The organism is Salmonella enterica subsp. diarizonae (assembly GCF_008692785.1).
GTDB classification, from domain to species: Bacteria; Pseudomonadota; Gammaproteobacteria; order Enterobacterales; family Enterobacteriaceae; genus Salmonella; species Salmonella diarizonae.
In genome coordinates this window covers 428,292-440,362 of record NZ_VXJV01000001.1, presented here as the reverse complement: position 1 = coordinate 440,362, position 12,071 = coordinate 428,292, and the positions used below count along the sequence as shown (strand labels likewise).

The window sequence follows — 12,071 nt, the reverse complement described above, 5'->3', positions numbered from 1 at the left end:
ACATTTTTTCCGCATTTAATATTAATTCATGTCGGGGTAAATCGTATCAGCTTGCTGTTTATGGAGGTCATTTATCGTGATAGTGGTTTTTTGTGCTGATGGGGTTTTGGCGTTTTTTAGTCATAAGCTAATGTGATGGTAAATTCAGCCTTATGGTTTAGCGTCTGGTTCGGTGGTAAGTTCAGGAGTAAGAGAACGTTTGCGTCGGCGCAGGGAAAAGGGCGTCGATGTCAGGTTTCGTGGCGAAGATTTCCCATGAAAATGGTTGTTAGCCCCCGCTAATTCAACGAGGAAAAGATGGCCCAACAGACGCCTTTGTACGAACAACACACGCTATGCGGCGCCCGCATGGTCGATTTTCATGGCTGGATGATGCCCCTGCATTACGGTTCCCAGCTTGATGAACACCACGCTGTGCGCACTGATGCCGGGATGTTTGATGTATCGCATATGACCATTGTCGATCTTCATGGCAGCCGCACCCGGGAGTTCTTGCGTTATCTGCTGGCAAACGACGTCGCGAAGCTAACGAAGACGGGTAAAGCCCTCTACTCCGGTATGCTTAACGCATCGGGCGGCGTGATTGATGACCTTATCGTCTACTACTTCACTGAAGATTTCTTCCGTCTCGTTGTTAACTCCGCCACCCGCGAAAAAGACCTCTCCTGGATTACCCAACACGCTGAACCTTATGCCATCGACATCAGCGTTCGTGACGACCTGTCGCTGATTGCGGTACAGGGGCCGAATGCGCAGGAAAAAGCGGCGACGCTGTTTAGCGAGGCGCAGCGTAACGCGGTAGAAGGGATGAAGCCGTTCTTCGGCGTACAGGCGGGTGATTTGTTTATCGCCACCACCGGTTATACCGGCGAAGCGGGCTATGAAATCGCCATGCCGAATGAAAAAGCGGCGGATTTCTGGCGTGCGCTGGTGGAGACGGGCGTGAAGCCGTGCGGTCTTGGCGCGCGCGACACGCTGCGTCTGGAAGCAGGCATGAACCTGTACGGTCAGGAGATGGATGAAGGTATCTCTCCGCTGGCGGCCAACATGGGCTGGACTATCGCCTGGGAACCGACGGATCGCGACTTTATTGGCCGTGAGGCGCTGGAGATGCAGCGTGAAAAAGGCCATGAGCAGCTTGTCGGTCTGGTGATGACCGAGAAAGGCGTATTGCGTAATGAACTGCCGGTGCGTTTTACCGATGCGCAGGGCAATCAGCAAGAAGGTATTATCACCAGCGGGACGTTCTCCCCAACGTTGGGCTACAGCATTGCGCTGGCGCGCGTTCCGGCGGGCATCGGCGAGACGGCGATTGTACAAATTCGTAACCGTGAAATGCCGGTAAAAGTGACTAAACCTGTTTTTGTGCGTAACGGCAAAGCCGTCGCGTGATTCATCCTTTTTTGGAGATTGATTGATGAGCAACGTACCCGCAGAACTGAAATACAGCAAAGAACACGAATGGCTGCGTAAAGAAGCGGACGGCACTTACACCGTTGGCATTACTGAACACGCTCAGGAGCTGTTGGGCGATATGGTTTTTGTTGATTTGCCGGAAGTCGGCGCGACCGTAAGCGCGGGCGACGACTGCGCCGTGGCGGAGTCCGTAAAAGCGGCGTCCGACATTTATGCGCCGATAAGCGGCGAGATCGTGGCGGTAAACGATGCGCTGAGCGACTCCCCGGAGCTGGTTAACAGCGAACCGTATGCCGGCGGCTGGATCTTTAAAATCAAAGCCAGCAATGAAAGCGAGCTGGAGTCTCTGCTGGATGCCACCGCGTACGAAGCATTACTCGAAGACGAGTAAATACGCTTCATCCTTCACGCTGCAGGCGCGTTAGCTTTACTCGGCCTGAGGCCTCGCCCCTTCGGGGCCAGCGCAAGCGCTGTTCAAACCGGCGTAGTCGGTTTGTCTTCGCTCACCCCAGTCACTTACTTATGTAAGCTACTGGGGACTCTCTGCGTCGCCGCCGTCCTGCATCGCGAATGATTTTGCGTATTCGTTTTATATGCTCAGGCCCGGTAAGCGCTAGCGTCACCGGGCAACGTAGTCTGACAAATACGATTCACTGCATGTTTCAGGAACCATCGCTCATGACACAGACGTTAAGCCAGCTTGAAAACAGCGGCGCTTTCATTGAACGCCACATTGGACCCGACGCCGAGCAGCAGCAAGAGATGCTGAATACCGTCGGCGCCGAGTCATTAAACGCGCTGACAGGCCAGATCGTGCCGAAAGACATTCAGCTCGCAACCCCGCCGCAGGTAGGCGAGGCGGCGACCGAATATGCCGCACTGGCGGAATTAAAAGCCATCGCCGGGCGTAACAAGCGCTTCACGTCGTACATTGGTATGGGCTATACCGCCGTGCAGCTACCGCCAGTTATCCTGCGCAACATGCTGGAAAATCCAGGCTGGTATACCGCCTACACGCCGTATCAGCCGGAAGTCTCTCAGGGGCGTCTGGAAGCGCTGCTCAACTTCCAACAGGTGACGCTGGATCTGACCGGACTGGACATGGCCTCCGCCTCGCTGCTGGATGAAGCGACCGCCGCCGCTGAAGCGATGGCGATGGCAAAGCGCGTCAGCAAACTGAAAAATGCCAACCGTTTCTTTGTCGCCTCTGATGTCCATCCGCAAACTTTGGATGTCGTCCGCACCCGCGCCAAAACCTTCGGCTTTGATGTGATTGTCGATGATGCGGCAAAAGTGCTGGATCATCAGGACGTATTCGGTGTGCTGTTACAACAGGTAGGCACCACGGGCGAAATTCACGACTACAGCGCGCTGGTTAGCGAACTCAAAGCCCGTAAAGTGATCGTCAGCGTCGCCGCCGATTTTATGGCGTTAGTGCTGCTCACCGCGCCGGGTAAACAGGGCGCGGATATTGTTTTTGGCTCTGCGCAACGTTTTGGCGTACCGATGGGTTACGGTGGCCCGCACGCGGCATTCTTTGCCGCCAAAGATGAATTCAAACGCTCCATGCCAGGCCGTATTATCGGTGTCTCAAAAGACGCGGCGGGCAACACCGCGCTGCGCATGGCGATGCAGACGCGCGAGCAGCATATCCGTCGTGAGAAAGCGAACTCCAACATTTGTACCTCGCAGGTGCTGCTGGCTAACATCGCCAGTCTGTATGCCGTTTATCATGGTCCGGTCGGCCTGAAGCGCATCGCTAATCGTATCCATCGCCTGACCGATATTCTGGCGGCTGGCCTGCAACAAAAAGGGCTGAAGCTGCGCCACGCGCACTACTTCGACACGCTGTGTGTGGAAGTGGCCGATAAAGCTGCGGTACTGGCGCGTGCTGAAGCAGCAGAGATCAATCTGCGCAGCGATATTCATAACGCGGTGGGCATCACCCTGGACGAAACCACTACCCGCGACCATGTCCTGCAACTGTTTACGGTACTGTTGGGCGATGACCACGGCCTGAACATTGAAACGCTGGATAAAGACGTGGCGCTTGATAGCCGCTCCATTCAGCAAAGTATGCTGCGCGATGACGCGATTCTGACGCATCCGGTATTTAACCGTTACCACAGCGAAACCGAAATGATGCGCTATATGCATTCGCTGGAGCGTAAAGATCTGGCGCTGAACCAGGCGATGATCCCGCTGGGTTCCTGCACCATGAAGCTGAACGCCGCTGCTGAAATGATCCCTATTACCTGGCCGGAATTTGCCGAATTGCATCCGTTCTGCCCGCCGGAGCAGGCGGAAGGATATCATCAGATGATTAGCCAGCTTTCTGACTGGCTGGTGAAACTCACCGGGTACGACGCTGTCTGTATGCAGCCGAACTCCGGCGCGCAGGGGGAATACGCGGGGCTGCTGGCGATTCGTCACTATCATGAAAGCCGTAACGAAGGGCATCGCGATATCTGCCTGATCCCGGCATCTGCCCACGGCACCAACCCGGCATCCGCTCAGATGGCGGGAATGCAGGTGGTGGTGGTGGCATGCGATAAGAACGGTAACATCGATCTTGACGATTTGCGCGCCAACGCGCAGCAGGCAGGCGAAAATCTCTCCTGCATCATGGTGACGTATCCGTCTACGCACGGCGTCTATGAAGAAACGATCCGTGACGTGTGTGACATCGTTCATCAGTTTGGTGGTCAGGTTTACCTTGACGGCGCGAACATGAACGCTCAGGTTGGTATCACCTCACCGGGCTTTATTGGCGCAGACGTTTCGCACCTCAATTTGCATAAAACTTTCTGTATTCCGCACGGCGGTGGTGGTCCGGGGATGGGACCAATCGGCGTGAAAGCGCATCTGGCGCCGTTTGTGCCGGGTCACAGTGTGGTGCAAATTGAAGGAATGCTGACTCGCCAGGGCGCAGTGTCTGCGGCGCCGTTCGGCAGCGCCTCCATTCTGCCGATTAGCTGGATGTATATCCGCATGATGGGCGCGGAGGGGTTAAAACAGGCGAGCCAGGTGGCGATTCTGAATGCTAACTATATCGCCAGTCGTCTGAAAGACGCGTATCCGGTACTGTATACCGGTCGCGATGGCCGCGTGGCGCACGAATGTATTCTTGATATTCGCCCGCTGAAAGAGGAGACCGGCATTAGCGAGCTGGATATCGCCAAGCGCTTAATCGATTACGGTTTCCATGCGCCAACCATGTCTTTCCCGGTCGCGGGCACGCTGATGGTAGAGCCGACGGAATCTGAAGGTAAGGCTGAGCTGGATCGCTTTATCAATGCGATGCTGGCGATTCGCGCGGAAATCGAGCGCGTGAAAGCCGGTGAGTGGCCGCTGGAAGATAATCCGCTGGTGAATGCGCCACACACGCAAAATGAGCTGGCGGCGGAGTGGAATCATGGTTACAGCCGTGAGGTTGCCGTCTTCCCGGCGGGCGTGGCGAACAAGTACTGGCCGATCGTGAAACGCCTTGATGACGTGTATGGCGACCGGAATCTGTTCTGTTCCTGCGTACCGATGAGCGAATACCAGTAATTACTACCGCTGTAAAAAAGTTTTGTAGGCCGGGTAAGGCGTAGCTGCCACCCGGCAATCGCAACTATAATTTCTCGCCGTTGCTGGCGATCACCTCTTTGTACCAGTTGAAGCTTTTCTTACGCGAACGTGACATATCGCCAGTACCATCGTCATGCTTGTTCACATAGATAAAGCCGTAACGCTTGCTGTACTGTCCGGTAGTGAATGAAACGCAGTCGATACAGCCCCACGGCGTGTAACCCATGAGATCTACGCCATCCCAGGTCACTGCTTTCATCATCTCTTCAATATGAGCACGTAAATAGTCAATGCGATAGTCATCATTGATGCTGCCGTCTTCTTCAACCTTATCGTATGCGCCAAAGCCGTTTTCGACGATAAATAGCGGCTTTTGATAGCGTTCGTACAGTTCACACAATGAATAACGCAGGCCCACCGGGTCAATCTGCCAACCCCAGTCAGAGGCTTTGACGTAGGGGTTAGGCACGCTGCCTTCAAAGCCGGAAATCGCATCGCCGCTACCGCCTTCGGCTTTGACCGCGTTGGTCATGTAGTAGCTGAAGCCTAAATAGTCGCAGGTACCTTCACGCAAAATGGCTTCGTCGCCTGCTTCCATCTTGATGTTGAAACCGCGACGCTCCCATTCGTTCAGCACATAGCTTGGGTAGTAGCCGCGTAGCTGGACATCGGTAAAGACATAGCGTTCGCGCATCGATTCCTGAGCAAACATCACATCTTCCGGTTTACAGGAGAAGGGGTACAGCGCGACCATCGCCAGCATACAGCCGACTTTCATCTGCGGATTAATACGACGTGCCGCTTTTACCGCCAGCGCGCTGGCGACAAACTGATGATGTAAGACCTGATACATGGTTTCTTCTGGATTCTCATGCTCGGTATACACCACGCCGGAACAGCAGTAGCCAAATAGCGGCGCGCGCCAGTTTCGCTGATTGTTGATTTCATTGAAGGTCATCCAGTATTTGACCTTATGTTTGTAGCGTTCAAACACGACTTCAGCAAAACGGACAAAGAAATCAACGACCTTACGATTGGTCCAGCCGCCGTAGTGCTGTACCAGATGTAACGGCATTTCAAAGTGGGAAAGGGTGATGACCGGTTCGATGTTGTATTTGAGCAACTCATCAAACATGTCGTCGTAGAATTTCAGACCGGCTTCGTTTGGCTGGGATTCGTCGCCATTCGGGAAGATACGCGTCCAGGCAATAGAGGTACGGAAGCATTTGAACCCCATTTCGGCGAAAAGACGGATGTCTTCTTTGTAATGTCCGTAAAAATCGACCGCCTCGTGGTTCGGATAATATTTGCCAGGAACGACGTCCTGGGTGATTTCGCGTGGTACGCCGTGTGCGCCGCCGGTTAACACGTCGCAGATACTGGGGCCTTTACCGCCTTGATTCCAGCCGCCTTCGACCTGATGTGCGGCAACCGCGCCGCCCCATAAAAAATCTTTTGGCAAGGTGAGTTTTTTCATTGTTGTATAATCTCAATTTATCTGGTCTGTTATCATTCATTCTGCACCAAATGGTATTTAAAGCGTACGCAAAATTCTGGGATGCTCGCGTGTCGGGGCGAGAACACACTCAGATCGCAACATTCACTTCAAGAGTTCATATTCAGGGAATAACCACATGCAGCCAAACGATATTACTTTCTTTCAACGTTTCCAGAATGACATTCTGGCAGGGCGTAAAACCATCACTATTCGTGATGCCTCCGAGTCCCACTTTAAAGCAGGCGATGTGCTACGCGTGGGGCGATTCGAAGATGATGGCTATTTTTGCACAATCGAAGTGACAGGAACGTCGACTGTGACGCTGGATTCGCTGAACGAAAAACATGCACAACAGGAAAATATGTCTCTTGATGAGCTGAAGCGTGTAATTGCTGAAATCTATCCCAACCAGACGCAATTTTATGTGATTGATTTTAAATGTCTTTAATAAAGCTGAACGCTTGTTAGTTGAATTTTTCAATTTAACACGTTGAATAATAATAAAAATATAATTTTACGGATTTATTTTAGCTAACATGTGTTCACTGGAACTATTCTCAGTTACGCTAGAGGCGCAGTTCATCATTATGAACGTTTCTCCGGAGTAAGTTATGGGGCAAAAACCATTAATGGCGCAGGGTTATTCGCTGGCTGAGGAAATCGCCAACAGTATTAGCCACGGCATTGGATTGGTATTTGGTATTGTCGGCCTGGTGCTGTTGTTGGTTCAGGCGGTAGAGGCGAATGCTGGTATGACGGCTATCGCCAGCTACAGTTTATATGGCGGGAGCATGATCCTGCTTTTTCTTGCCTCAACGCTTTATCATGCCATTCCTCATCAGCGGGCAAAAATCTGGTTAAAGAAATTTGATCACTGCGCTATCTATCTGCTCATTGCCGGAACCTATACGCCATTTCTGCTGGTAGGTCTGGATTCGCCGCTGGCGCGCGGGTTGATGATTGTGATCTGGAGCCTGGCGCTACTCGGTATCCTCTTCAAGTTGACAATTGCGCACCGGTTTAAAGTGCTTTCACTGGTTACGTATCTGGCAATGGGCTGGCTATCGCTGATTGTGGTTTATCAACTGGCGATTAAGCTGGCGATAGGCGGCGTGACGCTGCTGGCGGTAGGCGGTGTCGTTTATTCGCTGGGCGTGATTTTCTATGTTTGCAAACGCATACCTTATAACCACGCTATCTGGCATGGTTTTGTACTGGGCGGCAGCGTGTGCCATTTCCTGGCCATCTATTTGTATGTGGGGCAGGCGTAATGTCGTGATGCCGGCGCAAGCGCCTTATCTGGCCTACGGCAACAGCGCGTGCGGGCCTGATAGCGCAGCGCCATCAGGCTATCCGGTTTTTAACGCGATATCACTCTTCCAGCGAGTAGGGGAGCGGGACGATATGCAGGGTGTTGGCATCGTCGCGAACGCGGAAGACGCTTTCGGCCTCTAAATCGTTATTCATGACGGCCTGAACCAGTAACTGACCATCGTCCAACTGCGTCGCAGCCAGAATAGCGCCAGTACGACGCCAGTTCTCGCCCATCTGTAGCTCCAGATCTTCTCCTGCTTCCGGTACCCGGCTGGCTTTGCCCGCCAGCGACCAAAGCGCGCGTTTATTGGCGCCGCGGAATTTTGCCCGCGCGACCATCTCCTGCCCGGTGTAGCAGCCTTTCTTGAAGCTGATGCCGCCCAGCGCCTGTAGGTTAGTCGCCTGGGGGATAAACTGACCGCTGTTCGCTGCGTCAATCACCGGAATGCCTGCTTCAATATCCAACGCCAACCACTGTTGGCTGTTATTCAGTTCGGCTTCACCGTGCAACTTCTCCGTTAACATGTTTACCGTAGCGACATCGGTGACAAGCAGGAATCGTTCTGCAGGATGTTCAAACCACAGCAGCGTGGACACACCGTCTCTGACCACCTGATTTTCGCTATTGGGCAGTACGCTAAAGACATTAGCCAGCGCCGCGCGAGCCTGAAAACCCGCCACGCCAAGCAATACGTGGTCGTCATCCGGCGCGATGACCACTTTGGAAAATACGGCGTATTTTTTCAGCTCCGTTAATTGCGCTTCACGCACGCTACGGCGTTCAATCCAGGCGAAACCGTCGCGCTCGCGAAACAGACGCAGATTGCTCCACATCTTACCTTTAGCATCGCAGTGGGCGGTGAGAAGGTGTTGCTGTTCAGTCATCTGGCTTACGTCAGCGGTGACCTGGCCCTGAATATACTTTTCACTGTCTACGCCGGTAATGGTCGCCAGCGCCCAGTCGTCAAGCGCGATCAGCGTCAGCGGCAGGCGGGCTGACGCCGAGGGATGACGTGGTGGAAAGGAGATAAAAGCCATAATTAATGTCCTGGTTAGCTGCAACAATAATGGTTAATGGTAAAAGAGCCATAGCCCATTGCAAGTGCTTTAAATAGCCCATTGAGAGCGGATTGATCGTTTTGCGAGGCGGTATCCAAAACGGGTGAACATATTGATTCCCTGCTTTTTATTTCGCGATCGCGTTCCAGATTACTGAGATTCCCGTAAAACAACGTCAAAAACACGTTACAATAGCCCGGTACTTCATTTTCGCGAGGCAGGAAGAAGAACATGGACATTCACAATAAAGCACGTATTCACTGGGCATGTCGTCGCGGTATGCGCGAACTTGATATTTCCATCATGCCGTTTTTTGAACATGAGTACGATAGTTTAAGCGACGAAGAAAAGCGTATTTTTGTCCGTTTGTTGCAGAGTGATGACCCGGATTTATTTAACTGGTTGATGAATCACGGTAAACCGGCTGACGCTGAACTGGAACAGATGGTCCGACTCATTCAGACACGGAATCGGGAACGTGGTCCTGTGGCAATCTGAATTACGCGTCTCATGGCGCGCTCAGTGGATCTCGTTGCTTATTCATGGGCTGGTTGCCGCGGTGATTTTATTGATGCCCTGGCCGCTGAGTTATACCCCATTGTGGATGATGCTACTGTCGCTGGTCGTGTTTGACTGCGTACGTAGCCAGCGCAGGATTAATACCTGCCAGGGAGAAATCAAGCTGCTAATGGATGGGCGCTTACGCTGGCAGGGGCAGGACTGGACGCTTTTGCGTCCGCCCTGGTTACTGAGGAGCGGGATGGTGTTGCGTTTACGCGCTGAGTCTGGGCACCATCAGCATTTATGGCTGGCGGCGGATAGCATGGAAGCAGCGGAATGGCGTGAGTTGCGTCGGATAATGTTACAGCAACCAATATCGCGCCAACACTGACGGAACGGCACAAAACCGGTTCCGTCGGGAGGCGCATGCAGGGGTAAGGCTTCAGGCGTAGTGTTCGGCCATTTCGCCGAGAATTTGTTCACACCAGGCCTGTATACGCTCATCGCTGAGATCGTACTGGTTCGTTTCATCCAGCGCCAGGCCGACAAACAGTTGCCCATCCGCAATGACCGGTTTATTGCTGGTAAATTCGTAGCCTTCAGTGGGCCAGTAGCCGACAAATTTAACGCCTTTGAGGGCAAGTTTGTCATGCAACATACCCAGAGCATCCAGGAACCACTCACCGTAGCCGAGCTGGTCGCCCATACCGTAAAGCGCAACGATTTTGCCTTCCAGATTGAGATCGTCTAACTGCTCCCAGACGGCTTCCCAGTCCTCCTGGATTTCGCCAAAATCCCAGGTGGGGATGCCTAAAATGAGCACGTCGTACTGCTCCATTAAGGCGGGCGCGTCATCCTTGAGGTTATGTAATGTCACCAGCTCCGGGCCGAGGATATCGCGAATTTTCTCTGCGGCCATCTCGGTGTAGCACGTGCTGGAACCGTAAAAAAGACCCATGTTCATTACGTTACATCTCGATTCTGCTATAGCGTTGCGGGTAGTGTAACAGAATCGCTGCATTCACGGCACAATGAGGCATAATGCACCAAAAGTAAGCGTGAAGTAGGGGGCGCGAATGGAACAGGATTTAGCGCGTATTGAGCAGTTTCTGGATGCCCTGTGGCTGGAACGAAATCTGGCGGAAAATACATTAAGCGCGTATCGTCGCGATTTCTCGATGGTCGTTGCGTGGTTGCATCATCGCGGAAAAACGCTTGCGACGGCGCAGGCTGATGATTTGCAAACGCTGCTGGCTGAACGGGTGGAGGGCGGATACAAAGCGACCAGCTCCGCACGCCTGTTAAGCGCTATGCGGCGCTTTTTCCAGCATCTGTACCGTGAAAAGTATCGTGAGGATGACCCGAGCGCGCAGTTGGCCTCGCCTAAGCTTCCGCAGCGTTTACCGAAAGACCTTAGCGAGGCGCAGGTTGAACGACTCTTACAGGCGCCGCTTATTGATCAACCTTTGGAGTTGCGCGATAAAGCTATGCTGGAAGTGCTGTACGCCACTGGTTTGCGCGTGTCGGAACTGGTGGGGCTGACAATGAGCGATATCAGTCTGCGGCAGGGCGTGGTGCGGGTTATCGGTAAAGGCAATAAAGAGCGGTTGGTGCCGTTAGGCGAAGAGGCGGTGTATTGGCTGGAGACGTATCTGGAGCATGGGCGTCCCTGGTTACTCAATGGCGTATCGATTGACGTATTGTTCCCCAGCCAGCGTGCGCAGCAGATGACACGGCAGACCTTCTGGCACCGTATTAAACATTATGCGGTACTGGCTGGAATTGATAGCGAAAAACTGTCGCCGCACGTTTTACGTCACGCTTTTGCCACGCATTTGCTGAATCACGGCGCCGACTTGCGCGTTGTACAAATGCTACTTGGACATAGCGATCTTTCGACGACACAAATTTATACGCATGTCGCAACGGAGCGTTTACGTCAACTTCATCAACAGCACCATCCGCGGGCATGAGTGCTGACAGGAAAGGATAGTTTATGAAAAAGCGTTTTATGATGTTCACTTTACTGGCGGCGGCGTTTTCAGGCGTGGCCCATGCGGATGATGCGGCTATCCGTCAGTCGCTGGCTAAGCTGGGCGTTCAGAGTACGGAAATTCAAGCCTCGCCAGTGGCAGGCATGAAAACCGTCCTCACTAACAGCGGCGTACTGTACGTCACTGACGACGGCAAACATATTATTCAAGGGCCGATGTATGACGTGAGCGGCGCGCATCCGGTAAACGTGACGAATAAACTGCTGATGGGCCAGCTAAATGCGCTGGAAAAAGAGATGATCGTCTATAAAGCGCCGGATGAGAAACATGTCATTACTGTTTTTACCGATATCACCTGCGGCTATTGTCATAAGCTACATGAAGAGATGAAAGATTATAACGCGCTGGGGATAACGGTACGTTATCTGGCCTTCCCGCGCCAGGGGCTGGAAAGCCAGGCGGAGCAGGATATGAAATCTATCTGGTGCGCCAAAGACAAAAACAAAGCGTTTGATGACGCCATGGCAGGTAAGGGCGTGAAACCGGCAAGCTGTGATGTGAATATTGCTGATCATTATGCGTTGGGCGTACAGTTGGGCGTTAGCGGTACGCCAGCCATTGTATTGAGTAACGGCTATGTGGTGCCTGGCTATCAGGGACCGAAAGAGATGAAAGCGTTTCTTGATGAGCATCAAAAACAGACCAGTGGTAAATAA

12 protein-coding genes are annotated in these 12,071 nt (G+C 52.9%); 9 read left to right on the top strand and 3 right to left on the bottom strand.

All coding sequences use genetic code 11. The annotated features are described in order from the left end of the window. Window positions 1–297: 297 nt before the first annotated feature. From gcvT to gcvP, 3 genes are all read left to right on the top strand, one after another. Window positions 298–1,392, top strand: coding sequence for a glycine cleavage system aminomethyltransferase GcvT (gene gcvT, locus F4V72_RS02125; protein WP_136058013.1), 1,095 nt, complete (start codon window positions 298–300; stop codon window positions 1,390–1,392). Window positions 1,393–1,417: 25 nt separating this feature from the next. Continuing rightward, on the top strand, window positions 1,418–1,807 hold the full coding sequence (gene gcvH, locus F4V72_RS02120; protein ID WP_053508125.1) for a glycine cleavage system protein GcvH: 390 nt from the start codon (window positions 1,418–1,420) through the stop codon (window positions 1,805–1,807). A 287-nt stretch (window positions 1,808–2,094) separates the two neighbouring features. After that, complete coding sequence (gene gcvP / locus F4V72_RS02115) at window positions 2,095–4,968, top strand: aminomethyl-transferring glycine dehydrogenase (protein WP_136058014.1); 2,874 nt, start codon at window positions 2,095–2,097, stop codon at window positions 4,966–4,968. A 64-nt stretch (window positions 4,969–5,032) separates the two neighbouring features. Here the strand turns inward: gcvP and bglA are convergent, their stop codons facing one another. Beyond that, window positions 5,033–6,466, bottom strand: a complete 1,434-nt coding sequence (bglA, locus tag F4V72_RS02110; RefSeq protein ID WP_070802113.1) for a 6-phospho-beta-glucosidase BglA — start codon at window positions 6,464–6,466, stop codon at window positions 5,033–5,035. A 157-nt stretch (window positions 6,467–6,623) separates the two neighbouring features. On the opposite strand from bglA, the gene yqfB reads away from it, so the two are divergent. Further along, entirely contained in the window at window positions 6,624–6,935 is a 312-nt protein-coding gene (yqfB, locus tag F4V72_RS02105) for a N(4)-acetylcytidine aminohydrolase (RefSeq protein WP_136058015.1), read from the top strand. Between the two features lie 163 nt (window positions 6,936–7,098). Continuing rightward, window positions 7,099–7,758 (top strand): PAQR family membrane homeostasis protein TrhA, encoded by a 660-nt coding sequence (gene trhA, locus F4V72_RS02100; RefSeq protein WP_023249205.1) that lies wholly within the window; start codon window positions 7,099–7,101, stop codon window positions 7,756–7,758. Between the two features lie 100 nt (window positions 7,759–7,858). On the opposite strand, the gene ygfZ is transcribed toward trhA, so the two are convergent. Beyond that, window positions 7,859–8,839, bottom strand: coding sequence for a tRNA-modifying protein YgfZ (gene ygfZ / locus F4V72_RS02095; protein WP_023249206.1), 981 nt, complete (start codon window positions 8,837–8,839; stop codon window positions 7,859–7,861). Between the two features lie 252 nt (window positions 8,840–9,091). Here ygfZ and sdhE point away from each other — a divergent pair, with 252 nt between their 5' ends. Continuing rightward, window positions 9,092–9,358, top strand: coding sequence for an FAD assembly factor SdhE (sdhE, locus tag F4V72_RS02085; protein ID WP_000351186.1), 267 nt, complete (start codon window positions 9,092–9,094; stop codon window positions 9,356–9,358). Continuing rightward, the gene (locus F4V72_RS02080; RefSeq protein ID WP_023249207.1) at window positions 9,339–9,752 is read left to right on the top strand and encodes a protein YgfX; all 414 of its coding nucleotides are present in this window, start codon (window positions 9,339–9,341) and stop codon (window positions 9,750–9,752) included. The genes sdhE and F4V72_RS02080 overlap by 20 nt, the downstream gene beginning before the upstream one ends. Window positions 9,753–9,803: 51 nt before the next feature. On the opposite strand, the gene fldB is transcribed toward F4V72_RS02080, so the two are convergent. Next, complete coding sequence (fldB, locus tag F4V72_RS02075; RefSeq protein ID WP_001055884.1) at window positions 9,804–10,325, bottom strand: flavodoxin FldB; 522 nt, start codon at window positions 10,323–10,325, stop codon at window positions 9,804–9,806. 112 nt (window positions 10,326–10,437) lie between these two features. On the opposite strand from fldB, the gene xerD reads away from it, so the two are divergent. Together xerD and dsbC are read left to right on the top strand one after the other, a co-directional pair. After that, complete coding sequence (gene xerD / locus F4V72_RS02070) at window positions 10,438–11,334, top strand: site-specific tyrosine recombinase XerD (protein ID WP_136058016.1); 897 nt, start codon at window positions 10,438–10,440, stop codon at window positions 11,332–11,334. Between the two features lie 23 nt (window positions 11,335–11,357). After that, window positions 11,358–12,071 carry a bifunctional protein-disulfide isomerase/oxidoreductase DsbC gene (dsbC, locus tag F4V72_RS02065; RefSeq protein ID WP_023249209.1) on the top strand — a complete coding sequence of 238 codons (714 nt, stop codon included), beginning with the start codon at window positions 11,358–11,360 and terminating at the stop codon, window positions 12,069–12,071.